The organism is Exiguobacterium artemiae (genome assembly GCF_033342815.1).
GTDB classification, from domain to species: domain Bacteria; phylum Bacillota; class Bacilli; order Exiguobacteriales; family Exiguobacteriaceae; genus Exiguobacterium_A; species Exiguobacterium_A artemiae_A.
Map to the genome: position 1 here is coordinate 83987 of NZ_JAWPEN010000012.1, position 16466 is coordinate 100452.

Here is a 16466-nt window from a genome sequence, read left to right on the forward strand (position 1 = left end):
AAAGACTGATACAGTCGAGAAAACAGGAGGGATATGGATGACGATTCCACGCTTGCAACAGGTAGCGACGCTGGCGGTTGTTCTGTTGCTGATTGTTGTCTTATTCGTTCCGCTGCCTTCATGTTCCAACGAAGCATTGGTTGAAAAACCGGCTGTCGTCGAACGGGAACAGGAAGCACGGGCAGAAGAGCAGTCGGCGGATCAGACGCTGATCCGGAAAAAAATCATGGTTGATATCAAAGGGGCGGTTAAACGGCCCGGTCCATACACTTTTCGACTCGGTGATCGCGTTCAAGATGCCATTAAACGGGCGGAAGTGACGGCGGAAGCGGACATCAAACAACTTAATCTGGCAGCACGTTTAATTGACGGTCAGGAAGTGATTGTTCCGACCAGGAAAAAAACCAAGGCATCTAAGAAAGCGGCACCGGAAACGTCTGAACAGGCGGAAATTCCGAAAGGACTGCTCGATTTAAACGCAGCGACGGAAGAACAGCTACTGGAAGTGCCGGGAATCGGTCCTGCGAAAGCCGGTGCGATTCTACAATATCGGGAAGAAAAGGGCGGTTTTGCAACGTATGAAAATCTTGGAGAGGTAAAAGGTTTCGGACCAAAGACACTTGAAAATCTGAAAGCTTATCTCATCGTCTACTGATGCCGCTGTTTCCGTTGTTTTTTATGATCGGACTCATTGCCTTAAAGGAATCCCTGTGGCTGGTTGCGGTCTGTTCAATGATTCTTGTACTGAAGTCCTGGTCGATGTCGAGGTATTCTGTTTTGCCACTTTTAGGACTGACTGTCGTGTTTTTACTGAGTATGCCGACAGAACAGCCGCTTGCACCAATCACAGTCATCGATATTCTGGACGCGAAACAGAACGGTGACCGAATTCGCTATCTCGCAAAATCCCGTAATCAACAAATCGTTGTCGCCGCCACATTGGATGAAAAAACAGACCGCGACTATGAACGGATTGGACAACGCTGTGAAGTCGAGTTGGAAGAGCGGCCGGTGTTGCCGAGAGTGAATTTGGGCGGATTTGATGAAGTCCGTTGGATGCGCACCGAACAGTTACGGGGGAAATATGATGTCGTGAAGTGGGGCAAATGCACTGAAACTCCCGGATTTGGAGCGAACGGGCGGCGGATTCGCCAGCAGTGGATGACACGGATCGAACAACTTCCGGTTAAACAAGCGTTGTATGTGGAAGCTTTAGTATTAGGCGAAGACCGTTTAATGGACCAGATGACGATGGAACGCTTTAAAAAGTTCGGACTCCTGCATGCGATCGTCATCTCCGGTTCACATATTGCCTTTTTAATTTTAACGATCTTGTGGTTATTAAAAAAACTGCGGTTGACGCGGGAGCGGAGATTTGAATTTTTATTGTTGACTCTGCCGTTATATGGATGGTTGACGGAATGGAGTGCCCCGGTCACACGGGCAGTCTGTGTCGCGATGGTATTGCTGTTTTGTCACCGGATAAACCGGCGCCCGGATCCTTTGTGGGTTGTCAGTTTGATTGGTGCGCTTCAATTGGCGGTTTCGTATACGTCTTTGTATGATGTCGGATTTCAACTGACTGTCGGACTGACGATTTTTCTGCTCCTGTCCCGTAAGATGTGGGAAAAAATCAAACGTCCTTGGAACTGGCTGTTGATCAGTCTCTGGGCTCAAATCATGACAAGTCTTGTGCTGCAGCTGGCGCAGCAGACGGAAGTTTCGTTGTGGTCGCCATTATTGAACATCCTTCTTGGCGGGTGGATAGAATGGGTGATTTTACCGCTGTCTTTCCTGGTCGGTGCCGCAGTACTGATTTCGTCGTCCGATAATCTGATCCGTCTGCATGGTCAGGCGACATCTTTTCTCGATCAAGCATTGGCTTGGGCGGAAAATTTGCCTGTCCCGACGGTTGCTGTTCATCTTTTTTCATTGCCTGTGCTTCTGATCGTGACAGGAACAGTCCTTAGCGGCTGGTGGTTAGCCGAACGAAGATGGTTCGGGCATCTGGTCCCGGTGGCCTGCCTGCTCGTAGCAAGCCTCTATATGGACCATCAGACGCCGGAGCGAATTACCTTTCTTGATGTCGGACAGGGTGACAGTACGGTCATCGAAAAAGCGGGAGAAACGTTTGTCATTGATACAGGAGGAGCGTTTTCCTTATCCGTCCGTCCGCCGTTACGGCCGTTTGATCCTGGAGGACAAATCGTCGCCCCGTTTTTACATACGCGGGGAGAAACACATATTGAAGGATTGGTTGTCACACATGCAGATCATGATCATATCGGCGGATTGGTCGGTGTCTTGCGGAAAATTCAAATAGACACGGTTTATATGGGACAGTTTGATAATCAAGATCCGAAACGGCGCGCATTGATTGATCAGATTGAAGCGACAGGAACACGGATTCAATTCATTCGTTCGGGACAACGGATTCGTCCCTGGCTTAAGGTGGTGGCTCCTGTAGCAAGCGAAGAAGAGGAAAATGACCGGTCGGTCGTATTGCTTGCCAATGTTGCCGGAAAACACATTTTACTGACGGGGGATGCGAGTATCAATCAAGAGGAAACATGGTCTGTTCCCAAAATCGACATTTTAAAAGCCGGTCATCATGGTTCGAAAACATCGACCGGAGAACAGCTTCTGCAGAAAACGGATCCGGATCTGGTTATCATTTCGGCAGGGCGGAACAACCGGTATGGTCATCCTCATCCGGAAGTACTGGAACGAACAAGGGACCGGACCGTCATGCGGACCGATCAATCGGGAATGATAACTTGTTCTGCAACGGGCTGTGAACCTATGCTAAAATAAAAAACAGCAACCCCCCAAGGTTGCTGTTTTATTGATTATAGGCTTAAGAATTTAATGACAACGCCAATGATGAACAAGACTGCGAAAAAGCCGAACGATGCGCCAAAACCGACCGCTGAGTCAAGCGCGTCATTACGTTTTGACTGAATATCGTTTTCAAACGCATTCTCACTTGGTGGACGTACTGAATGTGCCATGCTGCATTCCCCCTAAAAATAGATTCCGCTTCTAGTATAGCGGAATAAAAGAGGATTATCTATGATGAAGTTAAGAACAAACTGTGAAATGTGGTGGGGAAGATGAAAACACCTTGGCTTGTCAACGGAAAACTGGCGAATCTTTATTTATTATATGGAACGGAACGACATCTTTTGGAAGAGTGGGAACGTGAAATCGTCAAAGCCGCTTTACCGGACGGTGAACGCTTTGATTACATGAAAATTGATTTAAACGATCAACCGCTCGACGCCGTCCTGGACGAAGCGGAAACCGTCCCTTTTTTAAGTGATTACCGTGTCGTCATCGCCAAACCGGCTACTTTTTTAACGGGTGCAAAAGATAAGAAAACACATAATGTGGAACGGTTAGCGGAATACATTGTTCAACCTGCCGATTACGCAGTGGTCGTGTTGATCGTCGAGGCGGAAAAACTGGATGAGCGGAAAACAATCGTCAAACGGTTAAAAGACCGCGCTGTTATACTCGAGGCGAAGAAACCGACGACGGAAGAACTGTTTCGTTTCGTAATGGATGCAGTTAACGATAAAGGATACCGGATGGACCGACCGGCTATCGAACGATTGATCTTTTTGACAGGTGAGATGTGGGCGACACTGACACATGAACTGGATAAACTCATGCTCTACGCCGGGGATCATCCGACAATTGAACTGGAGGATGTTAACCTGTTGGTACCGCGGACACTGGAGGATAATGTATTCCAATTGACGGATTATTTGATGAAGCGTCAGCTGGAACCGGCGATTCGATTGATTCGGGATCTCGAAAAACAGGGACAGGAAGTCTTGGCATTACTCGGGTTGATGGCACGCCAGTATCGGATGATGCTGTTGTCAAAACGTCTGGCGGAACAAGGGTACGGGGAGCGGCAAATCGCGTCAAAAGTCGGAGCTCATCCTTATGCTATCAAACTGGCCTTACAGGCGGGGAAACGGTTTACGTTCGCGCAACTGGAGCAGGCGTTGGTCGCTATTACGACGACAGATGAAGGGATGAAGACGGGCAGAGGGGACAAACGAATTTTGTTTGATGCCTTGATTGTGCGGCTCGCTACATTATAGGAGGCAAAAACAGATGGAGATTCGAATCATTCAAGCAGCTGAAGTCATTTCACTTCGACATGAAGTATTGCGCCCGAACCAACCAATTGAGATGTGTACGTATCCGGACGATCAACGGGAAGGCACCTTTCACCTCGGAGGGATCAAGGACGGACACATCGTCGCAGTCGGTACTTTCATACAGCGTTCCCATGAGACATATCCGGAATTGACCTATCAATTACGGGGGATGGCGACAAGTCCTGCTGTTCGTGGTGAAGGGTATGGAAAAGCGTTGTTGGAAGAGGCACGGAATCGACTGAAAGCACAAGGGGAAGACGGGTGGTGGTGTAACGCCCGACTCGTTGCTGTTCCTTTTTATGAGCGACTAGGTTTGACGATGGCAAGCGAATCATTTGAGATTAAAGGAATTGGTCCGCATCATATTATGGTGGATCGTTTCTGAGAAAAAGCAAAACCATCTGACAAGACCGTCGGATGGTTTTTAAACATAAAAAAATCACCACCGGAGCAGGCTCCAGATGGTGATTCAATCACTGTATTCCTTCAAGGAAGAATTAAAGTGCGTTTACGAGACGAGCGAGACGTGATTTGTCACGACCAGCTTTGTTGCTGTGGATAAGACCTTTAGCAGCAGCTTTGTCGATTTTCTTAGACGCTGTGTTGAAAGCTACGAGCGCTTGCTCTTTGTTGCCTTCAGTAGCGAAAGTTTCGACTGCTTTGATAGCTGAACGCATAGACGATTTACGTTGTACGTTAGCGACGCGGCGTTTTTCAGCTGTTTTAACACGCTTGATTGCTGATTTAATGTTAGCCATGGATGATTCACCTCCAAGAAAACTCATTCGAGATTTATATTCGCATATCTGCATTTATCGTTCAACAGAACAAACACAATTGTAGCAAACGTTTTTCTTAAAAGCAATAACAGCTCCTGTGTTTCTTTCGATTTTTGTTTTTTGGGAAAACAAAACGAGATGGTACACCCCGTGTGATTTTTGGTATAATGAAGCGTATGTACGTTTGACTATAAGGTAAGGTGACTATAAACATGAATAATGCAGATCGTTTAAAGCGGCAAAAAAGTATTCGAAACTTCTCGATCATCGCCCATATCGACCATGGGAAATCGACACTTGCAGACCGCATTTTAGAAAAAACAGGTGCTTTGACATCACGTGAGATGAAAGATCAGACACTGGATGCCATGGATCTCGAGCGCGAACGCGGGATTACCATTAAATTGAACGCCGTTCAATTAAAGTATACGGCAAAAGATGGTGAGGAATATATCCTCCATCTGATTGATACACCGGGACACGTCGACTTCACGTATGAAGTTTCCCGTTCTCTTGCAGCTTGTGAAGGGGCGGTTCTCGTCGTTGATGCGGCGCAAGGGATCGAAGCTCAAACACTTGCCAATGTATATTTGGCACTGGATAATGATTTGGAAATCCTGCCGATCATCAATAAGATTGATTTGCCTTCAGCAGACGTCGAACGTGTTCGTCAAGAGATTGAAGACGTAATTGGTCTGGATGCTTCTGAAGCTGTTCCGACATCCGCGAAAGCCGGTATCGGGATTGAAGAAATCCTCGAACAAATCGTGGCGAAAGTTCCGGCACCGACCGGTGACCCGGAAGCGCCGCTCGAAGCATTGATTTTTGATTCCTACTATGATGCTTATCGTGGTGTCGTCGCGTCAATTCGTGTCGTCAACGGTACGGTAAAGGTCGGTGACAAGATCCGGATGATGTCGACCGGAAAAGACTTTGAAGTCTTGGAACTTGCTGTCTCGACACCAAAACCGCTTCGTCAAAAAGAATTAACGGTCGGAGACGTTGGAACGTTATCGGCTTCTATTAAAACAGTAGGCGATGTCCGCGTCGGGGATACGATTACCTTGGCCAAGCAACCGGCGACTGAAGCTTTACCGGGATACCGGAAGATGAACCCGATGGTGTACTGTGGTCTCTATCCGATTGATGCGGCACGTTACAACGATTTACGTGAAGCACTCGAGCGTCTTCAATTAAGTGACGCAGCCCTTGAATTCGAGCCGGAAACATCACAGGCACTCGGATTCGGTTTCCGTTGTGGATTCCTTGGAATGCTTCATATGGAAATCATTCAGGAACGGATTGAACGCGAATTCAACATTGATATGATTACGACGGCGCCGTCGGTTATCTATCATGTTACGACAACGGCAGGAGAAGTGTTGCATGTTGATAACCCGTCGAAGATGCCGGAACAGCAAAAAGTCGAGTTCATCGAAGAGCCGTATGTTAAGGCAGCCGTCATGACACCAAACGATTATGTGGGTGCCATTATGGAACTTTGTCAAAAGAAACGCGGAACGTTCATCGATATGGAATATATTGATACGACACGCGTTAAAATCACGTATGAACTGCCGTTATCGGAAATCGTCTACGATTTCTTCGACCAGTTGAAATCGAGCACAAAAGGTTATGCGTCGCTTGATTATGAATTGATCGGCTATCAGCAGTCACGTCTCGTCAAGATGGATATCTTATTAAACAATGAAAACGTCGATGCACTGAGCTTCATCGTTCACCGTGATTTTGCGTATGAACGCGGGAAAGTCATCGTTGATAAATTAAAAGCACTCATTCCGCGGATGCAGTTCGAAGTACCGATTCAAGCAGCCGTCGGAACGAAGATTGTTGCCCGTTCGACAATCAAAGCGTTGCGTAAAAACGTTCTCGCCAAGTGTTACGGCGGAGACATCTCGCGTAAACGTAAATTGCTCGAGAAGCAAAAAGAAGGTAAGAAACGTATGAAGATGGTAGGCTCGGTAGAGGTACCGCAAGAAGCCTTCATGTCGGTTCTGTCGATGGATGAAGATTAAAGAAGACACAAAGGGGGCGTTTCTGGCGCACCCTTTTTCTGTTTAAGGAAAGAAAGGATGAGGCGAAATGACACCACGCGCCGCATATGTCCACATTCCATTTTGTGAGCATATTTGTTATTACTGTGACTTTAATAAAGTCTTTTTAAAAAATCAGCCGGTTGCAGAATATCTGGATGCATTGGAACGGGAGATCGAACTGACGTTACAACACTATCCGACGGATCGGCTCGAAACGATCTTCATCGGTGGAGGAACACCGACTGCCTTAAATGAAGCTCAGATGCAACGATTGATGGATATCATTTCGAAGCACCTTCTGCCGCTGACGGATGCGACACTTGAGTATACCGTCGAATCGAATCCGGACGGCGTTTCGCCGGAAAAACTCGATATCATGAAAGCGGGCGGCGTCAACCGGGTCAGCTTCGGTGTCCAGTCATTTGACGACGGATTACTCGAACGAATCGGCCGGACGCACCGGGAAGCGAAAGTCGCCGAGACGCTCGATCATGCGGCAAAGCGCTTTGACAACATCTCGGTTGATTTGATGTTCGGCTTACCGAACCAAACGCTCGAGCAAGTCCGGTATGATGTCGAACGGGCATTACGTTTGCCAATCACGCATATCTCATCGTACTCATTGATTCTTGAGCCGCATACTGTTTTTGCGATTCAAGAACGAAAAGGCAAGTTGCCGTTACCGACGCAGGATTTAGAGGCGGATATGTACCGTTTGATGATTGAAATGATTGAAGCCGGCGGATTAAACCAATATGAGATTTCGAATTTTTCTCTGCCGGGCCGGGAAAGTCGGCATAATCGCGTCTACTGGGAAAATGATGAATATTACGGATTTGGTGCCGGCTCCCACAGTTACATCAACAAAACACGGCGGGCAAACATCGCACCGATTCCACACTACATCAAAGCGGAAGGATTGCCGGTCCGTAATGAAACACCGTTGACGGAAGTCGAACGGATGGAAGAAGAGATGTTTCTCGGCTTACGGATGAAAGAAGGGGTGTCGGAACGGCACTTCGAAGAAAAATACGGGTATTCGCTCGACCGGGTCTTCGGTCAGACGATTGCGAAACTATTGCCGCGCGGACTCGTCGAACGGACAGCGACTCATCTCCGTCTGACGGACGCCGGTGTCCCGCTCGCCAACGAAGTATTTGCCGAGTTCATCGGCGAAGCAGAAGTGGAATAACAGAACAGCAGGAAATAAAACGGCGCCGATACGAAAGTATCCGGCGCCGCTTTATTTTTTCGGTTTTCGTAAAAAGTAGGCGGTCGTGCCGATGATCGCGATGAACACCCAAACGAACACTCCAGCCATTGCAAACAGTTCGAGCATAGATCTCATCCTTTTCGTCGTTTGTTTCACTGTATCGCAGAATGGGAAAGTCTTCAAAGGGTTCAGCAAATTGGTTGACATCATTTCCAGGATTCCTTATAGTAAAGATGTAATTAGCACTCGTTAAAAGTGAGTGCTAACAAAATAAGGTGGTGAAGAAGGTGCTGACGGATCGCCAATTGTTGATTTTACGTGCAATCGTCGATGATTATATCAAAACCGCTCAACCCGTCGGCTCACGGACGCTCTCGAAACGGAGTGACGTGACGTTCAGTTCCGCGACCATTCGAAATGAGATGGCGGACCTCGAAGAAATGGGATTGATTGAAAAGCCGCATACTTCTGCAGGTCGAATTCCATCCGAGCTCGGATATCGATTTTATGTCGATCATCTGATTCGTCCGGAAAGCATCTCACCGCAAGAGGCAAAAGCGTTAAAATCGTTATTTGCCCATTCCGTGAATGAAAATGATCGGTTAATCCGACATACAGCGGACTTGTTGAGCGAATTGACACATTATACGACGCTTGTATTAGGTCCAAAAGAAGAAGGACAACGTCTCCATCATTTAGAACTGATTCCCTTGGCGGAAGGACGTGTCGTCATCGTTCTTGTGACAGAAACCGGTCACGTCGAACATAAGACACTTCAGCTCGCGGAAGCCCTCTCACGTGAGGCGGCCAGCCGCTTGATGGAACGGTTGAACCAAACGCTGCGCGGAACGCCGCTCAGTCAGTTGCGTCTCCGTCTGCTCGAAGAAATCAGACGATTCCGTTCCGAACATTCGGAACAGACGACCCTGCTGTCAAAAGCACTCGATATCGTCTTGACGGATCAGCATGAGGAACGTCCCTTGATTTATCTCGGGGGAAAAGCCAACATGTTTGATCAACCGGAATTTCAGGATGTCGCAAAACTGCGTCCGGTTCTCGAGTTGATCGAACAGCAGGAAGCCTTGTTTGATTTCTTGAGTCCGAGTCTAGATAATCAGATTTTGATTACGATCGGCAGTGAAAATAACGTCGATGCCTTAAAAGACTGCAGCGTGATTCGTGCCCATTATTCCGTTGATGGCGTCTCACTTGGCACACTCGCCCTGATTGGGCCAAAACGGATGGATTATAATCGAGGCATCAATTCGATCATTCATCTTTTACAAGCATTCCAAACCGAGTTGCGTAAGAACAGCTTGGATTGAATATAGAAAGGGGCTCGATTCAGAGTGGAAGAAAATAAGCAGAATCAAAACCTCAATACTGAAGAAACAACCGAGCAACAAACAGAAGCAGAAACAGTTGAAGTAACAGAAGAAGAAGTCGTTCAGGCGGATCTCGTTGAAGAACCGGCAACCCCCGACTTCGAAGCACAACTTGCGGAAGCAAAAGCATCAGAATTACGCCTTCGTGCGGATTTTGACAACTTTAAACGCCGGAACCGGATTGAAGCCGAAAACCGTGCGAAGTATTCTTCTCAGACAATCGTCGAGAAATTGCTTCCATTGGTCGATAACCTTGACCGTGCACTTCAAATCGAATCGGACAACGAAGAGACAAAATCTGTCCTTGCCGGTGTCGAGATGGTCAAACGTCAATTGGTGGAAACACTTCAAAATGAAGGCGTCATCGAGATTCCAGCAGTTGGGGAAGCCTTTGATCCGAACCTGCATCAGGCAGTCGTTCAGGAGCCGAGTGAAGAACACGAATCAGGTGTCGTCACAGCGGAATTCCAAAAAGGATACAAATTACACGATCGTGTCATTCGTCCAAGTATGGTCAAAGTCGCAGAATAAGCTACATTTCGATCTGATGTAACACTACTAACTATTCGAAGGTGAGGAATTTATCATGGCAAAAATCATTGGTATTGACTTAGGAACAACAAACTCATGTGTCGCAGTAATGGAAGGCGGAGAGCCTGTCGTTATCGCAAACGCTGAAGGAAACCGGACGACTCCATCTGTCGTTGCTTTCAAAAACGGCGAGCGTCAAGTCGGGGAAGTCGCAAAACGTCAAGCGATCACAAACCCGAACACAATCATGTCGATCAAACGTCATATGGGTACAGACTATAAAGTCGAAGTAGAAGGCAAAGACTACACACCACAAGAAGTATCTGCCATCATTCTTCAAAAACTCAAAGCACAAGCGGAAGACTACCTTGGTGAAAAAGTAACGGAAGCGGTCATCACGGTTCCTGCTTACTTCAACGATGCAGAACGCCAAGCAACAAAAGATGCAGGAACAATCGCTGGTCTTGACGTCAAACGGATCATCAACGAGCCGACGGCAGCAGCACTTGCTTACGGTCTTGAAAAAGGCGAAGACCACACAATCCTCATCTATGACTTAGGTGGCGGTACATTCGACGTTTCGATTCTCGAACTCGGAGATGGTGTTTTCGAAGTCGTTTCAACTGCCGGTGACAGCCGTCTTGGTGGAGATGACTTTGACCAAAAAATCATCGACCACTTGGTTGCAGAATTCAAAAAAGACAACGGCATCGATCTTGCCCAAGATAAAATGGCGCTTCAACGTTTGAAAGACGCTGCTGAAAAAGCGAAGAAAGACCTCTCAGGTGTCTCTTCCACACAAATTAGTCTTCCGTTCATCACGGCTGGCGCGGCAGGTCCACTTCACCTTGAAATGACATTGTCACGTGCGAAGTTCGATGATTTGACAGCTGATCTCGTAGAACGGACGATGGCACCAACTCGTCGTGCTCTCAGCGATGCTGGCATGACACCAGACAAAATCGACAAAATCATCCTCGTTGGTGGATCAACACGTATTCCTGCGGTTCAAAAAGCCGTTCAAGACTTCACAGGCAAAGAATCGTTCAAAGGGGTTAACCCGGATGAAGTCGTTGCCCTCGGAGCAGCTGTTCAAGGTGGCGTATTGACAGGGGACGTCAAAGACGTTGTCCTTCTCGACGTCACACCACTCTCACTCGGAATCGAAACAATGGGTAGCGTGATGACGAAATTGATCGACCGTAACACGACGATCCCGACTTCAAAATCACAAGTCTTCTCGACTGCTGCTGACAACCAACCAGCTGTTGACATTCATGTTCTTCAAGGTGAACGTCCAATGGCGTCAGACAACAAAACGCTCGGTCGTTTCCAATTGACGGATATTCCGCCAGCACAACGCGGTGTGCCGCAAATCGAAGTTAAATTCGATATCGATGCAAACGGAATTGTTAACGTATCAGCGAAAGATCTTGGTACGAACAAAGAACAATCGATCACAATCCAATCATCAAGCGGTTTGACTGAAGCAGACATCGACCAAATGGTCAAAGATGCAGAAGCAAACGCAGATGCTGACAACAAACGTAAAGAAGAAGTAGAACTTCGTAACGAAGCGGATCAACTTGTCTTCGCAACGGATAAAGCAGTCAAAGATCTTGGCGAGCAAATTGACGCAGCTGATAAAGAAAAAGCGGAAGCGGCAAAAGAAAAAGTAACAACTGCACTCGCAGGAACAGACGTCGAAGCGATTCGTTCTGCAAAAGACGAATTATCAACGGTTGTTCAAGAATTGACGCAAAAAGTCTACGAAAACATGGCTCAACAACAAGCGGGCGCTGAAGGTGCGCAAGCTGGCGGACAAGATGACAATGTCATGGACGCTGAATTTGAAGAAGTCGACGATAAAGACAACAAATAAGTAACCGACCGATTTTTCGGGCGCTAGAGAGAGCCAAAGCGTAATCCGCGCTTTGGCTCTTTCCATGTCGCCTGAAGTTCGGTAAAATCAAACAGTATGAAATGAATCGGACCTAAAGAGAGGAAGAATGCACGTGGAAAAACGCGATTATTATGAAGTGTTAGGCGTCGCGCGCGATGCCTCAGCAGCAGAGATTAAACGAGCTTACCGAAAACTAGCCCGGACGTATCATCCGGATGTCAATAAAGAGGCGGATGCCGATCAAAAGTTCAAAGAGTTATCGGAAGCCTATGAAGTTTTGTCAGATGACAACCAACGTGCCCGTTACGACCAGTTTGGTCACCAGGATCCATCGCAAGGCGGCGGTGGCTTTGGCGGAGCAGAAGGCTTCGGCGACATCTTTGATATGTTCTTCGGCGGCGGACGCCGTCAAGATCCGAATGCCCCGCGTAAAGGACAGGATTTACAATATGTCGAAGAAATCGACTTCATGGAAGCTTTCTCTGGTGTCGAGAAAGTCATTACGATTCCAGTCGAAGAAGATTGCGGAACATGTCACGGTTCAGGTGCTAAACCGGGAACACATCCGGAAACATGTAAACGTTGTGGCGGATCAGGACACATCAACGTCGAGCAAAACACGATGTTCGGACGTGTCGTCAATCAAACTACATGTTCGACATGTCACGGTCGTGGACAAATCGTCAAAGAACCATGTGAAACATGCCGTGGAGCAGGTCGTGTCCGTAAAAACAAAGATGTTCGTGTCAAGATTCCAGCCGGGATTGACAACGGTCAACAGATTCGCCTGGCAGGTAAAGGGGAAGCCGGCGTCAACGGCGGACCATTCGGAGATCTGTACGTCGTCGTTCGTGTCCGCGAACATGAATTGTTTGAACGGGTCGACGATCATATCGTGATGGATATGCCTCTTACGTTCACACAAGCGACGCTTGGCGATGAAATTGAAGTGCCGACGGTTCACGGAAAAGTCAGCTTAAAGATTCCGGCCGGAACACAAACCGGTTCACGATTCCGTCTGCGCGGCAAAGGGATGCCAAACGTCCGTTCAGGCCATCACGGGGATCAATATGTCAACGTCGTCATCATCACGCCAAAAAATCTGACAGACCGTCAAAAAGAACTACTCCGTGAGTTCAATGAGATCAGTGATGAAAAAGGTGTCGAAGAACAACACGAAGGCGTATTCAGCCGGATCAAAACATTCTTTACAGGGTGATCACTAAAGGAGCGTGACAGGAAATGAAATGGTCAGAAGTCTGTGTCCATACGACACAAGAAGCAATCGAAGCAGTCTCGAACATCTTACATGAAGCAGGAGCAAGCGGTGTCGTCATCGAGGACGTCGAAGATTTCGAAATGATGTCACACCGTGAAGATAACTTCGGTGAGATTTGGGATGAGAAGAAGCGCGACGAATATCCGGACAGCGGTGTCCTCGTCAAAGCGTATCTTGCGGAAAGCAGTGATTTGACGGATACGATCAAAGGAATCGAACGTGACATTCAGATGCTGACGAAATTCGGTCTGACGATTGGAGCAGGAACTGTCACGCTGACACAGGTCGATGAAGAAGACTGGGCCCATTCGTGGAAACAGTTTTATAAACCGGTTAAAATCAGCCGTCATTTGACGGTCGTACCGATGTGGGAAGAGTACACACCGCAACCGGATGAGAAAATCATCGAGCTCGATCCAGGCATGGCATTCGGGACAGGAACACACCCGACGACCGTCCTCTGTATTCAAGCCATTGAAAACTATCTTCAAGACAACGATCGTGTCGTCGATGTCGGGACCGGTTCGGGTGTTCTCGCGATTGCAGCGGCCAAACTCGGTGCCAAGGATGTTTTTGCGCTTGATTTGGATGAAGTCGCGGTTCGTTCGGCAACCGATAATGTGGCGCTAAACAAAGTCAGCCAGCAAGTGACAGTCCGTCAAGGCGATTTGATGAAAGAACTCAAAGAGCCGGTCGAATTGATCGTCGCAAACATCCTGGCCGAAGTGATCTTGTTATTCGTCAATGACGCCTATGAACTGACATTACCAGGCGGTCACTTCATCGCTTCCGGTATCATCGGTCAGAAAAAAGACATGGTGCGTGACGCGATGGTCGCTGCCGGATTCACGATCGTTGAGACGACGAAACTCGAAGACTGGGTCGCGATTATCGCGAAACGCGAGGCGTAAACCGATGCAACGATATTTCGTCGAACAGACCGCCCGTGCGGGGAATTTTTTTACTTTGTCGAAAGACGATGCCCATCACATGAAAAATGTCATGCGGATGGACGTCGGTGATGAAATTTTAGTATTAGACGGAACGGGATTGTTCCGTTGCCGGCTCGAGCAGCTGGATAAGCAAACAGCCGTCGCGGAGATCGTCGAAGAACTGCCGATCGATACGGAACTGCCGATTCATGTGACGATTGCCTATGCCCTGCCGAAAGGTGATAAAGTGGAGCTCGTTGCCCAAAAAGCGACAGAGCTTGGCGTCAGCCGGCTGCTTGTGTTTGAGTCGGCCCGCTCGGTCTCGAAATGGGATGCGAAAAAGATTCCGAAGAAGCTCGAACGTCTTCAAAAAATCAGCAAAGAAGCAGCAGAACAATCCTACCGGGCACACTTGCCGACGATTGAGTATGTGACGTATGATGAAGTTCTACAATGTGCTACCGACTATACGGCGTGTCTGATTGCCTATGAAGAATCGGCAAAAGAGGGAGAGGCGGCAGCCTTTGCTTCGACGTTGTCCCGGCTTCAGTCAGGCGACTCTTTATTGGTTGTGATCGGTCCGGAAGGTGGACTGACGGAAACAGAAGTAACGCGATTAACCGCTGGCGGATTCGTGCCGGCATCACTCGGACGACGGATTTTGCGGACGGAAACGGCACCACTCTACGTCCTATCCGCCGTATCGTATCATTTTGAATTGAAAGGGTGAGTGAAATGGCAACGGTTGCCTTTCAAACGCTTGGTTGTAAAGTCAATCATTACGAGACAGAAGCCGTCTGGCAACTGTTCAAGGATGCGGGATATGGGCGTGTCGACTTTGCAGATCATGCCGACGTTTACGTCGTCAATACATGTACAGTAACGAATACCGGTGATAAAAAGAGCCGCCAGGTCATACGGCGGGCAATCCGTCAAAATCCGGACAGCGTCATCTGCGTCACGGGATGTTACGCCCAGACATCACCTGCGGAAATCATGGCGATTCCAGGCGTCGATGTCGTCGTCGGCACACAGGACCGTCATAAGATGATCGGTTATATCGAACAGTTCCGCGAAGAACGGATGCCGATCAATGCCGTCGGGAACATCATGAAGGCGAAAGTCTATGAAGAACTCGATGTGCCGGCCTTTACCGACCGGACACGGGCTTCCCTGAAGATTCAGGAAGGATGCAATAATTTCTGTACGTTCTGCATCATTCCTTGGGCACGGGGTCTGATGCGTTCCCGCCAACCGGAAGATGTCTTGAAACAGGCGCAACAACTTGTCGATGCCGGATATAAGGAAATCGTTTTGACCGGTATTCATACAGGCGGTTACGGGGAAGACTTAAAAGACTACAATTTGGCGAAGTTGCTGAAAGCGCTCGAGTCCGTGACAGGTCTTGAACGGCTCCGGATTTCGTCCATTGAAGCGAGTCAAATCACGGATGAAGTGCTGGATGTTCTGAAAGATTCGCCAATCGTCGTCCGCCACCTGCACGTTCCGATTCAATCGGGGTCGGATACGGTCTTACGCCGGATGCGCCGGAAATATACGATGGCAGAGTTCGGAGAACGGATTACACGTCTGAAAGAAGTTCTGCCGGACTGTGCGATTACGTCTGACGTCATCGTCGGTTTCCCGGGCGAGACGGAAGAAGAGTTCATGGAGACATTTAACTTCATCAACGACCATAAGTTCAGCGAACTGCATGTCTTCCCGTACTCGAAGCGGACCGGAACACCGGCTGCGATGATGGACGATCAGGTTGATGAGCAGGTGAAGGAGCAACGTGTCGCACGTCTGATTGCGTTGTCGGATCAGCTGGCAAAGGAATATGCGTCGAAGTACGAAGGAGAACTGCTGGAAATCATTCCGGAAGAATTTTCGGAAGAGGCAGGCGGTCGTCTTGTCGGTTATACAGACAATTACTTACGTGTCGCGATTGAAGGCGACGAATCACTGATTGGTCAACTCGTTCGCGTCAAAATCAGCAAAGCGGGTTATCCGATGAATGACGGACAATTTGTCCGCGTCATGGAAACGTTAAAAAAGCAAGCGATTTAAAAGGGATTCGCCTTCCGGTTATGATATGCTCCCACAAAAGTAGACAGTTGAAATAATAAAACTGTCCACTTTTGAAGGGAGCTTTTTCTGTGTATAAATATAGATATTCAGCTGCTGAAAAATTAATAATTATCAAGAAATG

At 48.0% G+C, this 16466-nt stretch carries 15 protein-coding genes; 13 read left to right on the top strand and 2 right to left on the bottom strand.

What is annotated here, in order from left to right; genetic code table 11:
- Nucleotides 1-37 precede the first annotated feature (37 nt).
- Together R7V76_RS11915 and R7V76_RS11920 are read left to right on the top strand one after the other, a co-directional pair.
- Complete coding sequence (locus R7V76_RS11915) at nucleotides 38-655, top strand: helix-hairpin-helix domain-containing protein (RefSeq protein ID WP_318092676.1); 618 nt, start codon at nucleotides 38-40, stop codon at nucleotides 653-655.
- Nucleotides 656-678: 23 nt separating this feature from the next.
- Nucleotides 679-2814 carry a DNA internalization-related competence protein ComEC/Rec2 gene (locus R7V76_RS11920; protein WP_318092677.1) on the top strand — a complete coding sequence of 712 codons (2136 nt, stop codon included), beginning with the start codon at nucleotides 679-681 and terminating at the stop codon, nucleotides 2812-2814.
- A gap of 35 nt (nucleotides 2815-2849) precedes the next feature.
- Here R7V76_RS11920 and R7V76_RS11925 read toward each other — a convergent pair whose 3' ends face one another.
- Nucleotides 2850-3011 (bottom strand): YqzM family protein, encoded by a 162-nt coding sequence (locus tag R7V76_RS11925; RefSeq protein WP_012369678.1) that lies wholly within the window; start codon nucleotides 3009-3011, stop codon nucleotides 2850-2852.
- Between the two features lie 102 nt (nucleotides 3012-3113).
- On the opposite strand from R7V76_RS11925, the gene holA reads away from it, so the two are divergent.
- Nucleotides 3114-4115: a DNA polymerase III subunit delta gene (gene holA, locus R7V76_RS11930; RefSeq protein WP_318092678.1), complete on the top strand. Its 1002-nt coding sequence runs from the start codon at nucleotides 3114-3116 to the stop codon at nucleotides 4113-4115.
- 13 nt (nucleotides 4116-4128) lie between these two features.
- On the top strand, nucleotides 4129-4560 hold the full coding sequence (locus R7V76_RS11935) for a GNAT family N-acetyltransferase (RefSeq protein WP_318092679.1): 432 nt from the start codon (nucleotides 4129-4131) through the stop codon (nucleotides 4558-4560).
- A 112-nt stretch (nucleotides 4561-4672) separates the two neighbouring features.
- On the opposite strand, the gene rpsT is transcribed toward R7V76_RS11935, so the two are convergent.
- Nucleotides 4673-4933 (bottom strand): 30S ribosomal protein S20, encoded by a 261-nt coding sequence (rpsT, locus tag R7V76_RS11940; RefSeq protein WP_012369681.1) that lies wholly within the window; start codon nucleotides 4931-4933, stop codon nucleotides 4673-4675.
- 233 nt (nucleotides 4934-5166) lie between these two features.
- On the opposite strand from rpsT, the gene lepA reads away from it, so the two are divergent.
- From lepA to mtaB, 9 genes are all read left to right on the top strand, one after another.
- Complete coding sequence (gene lepA / locus R7V76_RS11945; protein WP_318092680.1) at nucleotides 5167-6990, top strand: translation elongation factor 4; 1824 nt, start codon at nucleotides 5167-5169, stop codon at nucleotides 6988-6990.
- A 67-nt stretch (nucleotides 6991-7057) separates the two neighbouring features.
- Nucleotides 7058-8203: a radical SAM family heme chaperone HemW gene (hemW, locus tag R7V76_RS11950; protein ID WP_318092681.1), complete on the top strand. Its 1146-nt coding sequence runs from the start codon at nucleotides 7058-7060 to the stop codon at nucleotides 8201-8203.
- Nucleotides 8204-8511: 308 nt separating this feature from the next.
- Nucleotides 8512-9549, top strand: a complete 1038-nt coding sequence (hrcA, locus tag R7V76_RS11955) for a heat-inducible transcriptional repressor HrcA (protein WP_214765997.1) — start codon at nucleotides 8512-8514, stop codon at nucleotides 9547-9549.
- A 24-nt stretch (nucleotides 9550-9573) separates the two neighbouring features.
- A complete protein-coding gene (gene grpE / locus R7V76_RS11960; RefSeq protein ID WP_318092682.1) occupies nucleotides 9574-10140 on the top strand; it encodes a nucleotide exchange factor GrpE in 567 nt (188 codons plus the stop codon).
- Nucleotides 10141-10195: 55 nt separating this feature from the next.
- Complete coding sequence (gene dnaK, locus R7V76_RS11965) at nucleotides 10196-12022, top strand: molecular chaperone DnaK (RefSeq protein ID WP_012369686.1); 1827 nt, start codon at nucleotides 10196-10198, stop codon at nucleotides 12020-12022.
- Between the two features lie 133 nt (nucleotides 12023-12155).
- On the top strand, nucleotides 12156-13262 hold the full coding sequence (dnaJ, locus tag R7V76_RS11970; protein WP_318092683.1) for a molecular chaperone DnaJ: 1107 nt from the start codon (nucleotides 12156-12158) through the stop codon (nucleotides 13260-13262).
- Nucleotides 13263-13285: 23 nt separating this feature from the next.
- Nucleotides 13286-14233: a 50S ribosomal protein L11 methyltransferase gene (prmA, locus tag R7V76_RS11975; protein WP_290830050.1), complete on the top strand. Its 948-nt coding sequence runs from the start codon at nucleotides 13286-13288 to the stop codon at nucleotides 14231-14233.
- 4 nt (nucleotides 14234-14237) lie between these two features.
- Complete coding sequence (locus tag R7V76_RS11980) at nucleotides 14238-14984, top strand: 16S rRNA (uracil(1498)-N(3))-methyltransferase (RefSeq protein WP_318092684.1); 747 nt, start codon at nucleotides 14238-14240, stop codon at nucleotides 14982-14984.
- Between the two features lie 5 nt (nucleotides 14985-14989).
- The gene (mtaB, locus tag R7V76_RS11985; protein WP_318092686.1) at nucleotides 14990-16324 is read left to right on the top strand and encodes a tRNA (N(6)-L-threonylcarbamoyladenosine(37)-C(2))-methylthiotransferase MtaB; all 1335 of its coding nucleotides are present in this window, start codon (nucleotides 14990-14992) and stop codon (nucleotides 16322-16324) included.
- Nucleotides 16325-16466: the final 142 nt, after the last annotated feature.

Bases quoted from the DNA above. Each gene is read 5' to 3' on its own strand.
- R7V76_RS11980 (WP_318092684.1), top strand. From the start codon at position 14,238: ATGCAACGATATTTCGTCGAACAGACCGCCCGTGCGGGGAATTTTTTT.
- mtaB (WP_318092686.1), top strand. From the start codon at position 14,990: ATGGCAACGGTTGCCTTTCAAACGCTTGGTTGTAAAGTCAATCATTAC.
- R7V76_RS11925 (WP_012369678.1), bottom strand. From the start codon at position 3,011: ATGGCACATTCAGTACGTCCACCAAGTGAGAATGCGTTTGAAAACGAT.
- lepA (WP_318092680.1), top strand. From the start codon at position 5,167: ATGAATAATGCAGATCGTTTAAAGCGGCAAAAAAGTATTCGAAACTTC.
- R7V76_RS11915 (WP_318092676.1), top strand. From the start codon at position 38: ATGACGATTCCACGCTTGCAACAGGTAGCGACGCTGGCGGTTGTTCTG.
- R7V76_RS11920 (WP_318092677.1), top strand. From the start codon at position 679: ATGATCGGACTCATTGCCTTAAAGGAATCCCTGTGGCTGGTTGCGGTC.
- rpsT (WP_012369681.1), bottom strand. From the start codon at position 4,933: ATGGCTAACATTAAATCAGCAATCAAGCGTGTTAAAACAGCTGAAAAA.
- hemW (WP_318092681.1), top strand. From the start codon at position 7,058: ATGACACCACGCGCCGCATATGTCCACATTCCATTTTGTGAGCATATT.
- R7V76_RS11935 (WP_318092679.1), top strand. From the start codon at position 4,129: ATGGAGATTCGAATCATTCAAGCAGCTGAAGTCATTTCACTTCGACAT.
- prmA (WP_290830050.1), top strand. From the start codon at position 13,286: ATGAAATGGTCAGAAGTCTGTGTCCATACGACACAAGAAGCAATCGAA.
- dnaK (WP_012369686.1), top strand. From the start codon at position 10,196: ATGGCAAAAATCATTGGTATTGACTTAGGAACAACAAACTCATGTGTC.
- holA (WP_318092678.1), top strand. From the start codon at position 3,114: ATGAAAACACCTTGGCTTGTCAACGGAAAACTGGCGAATCTTTATTTA.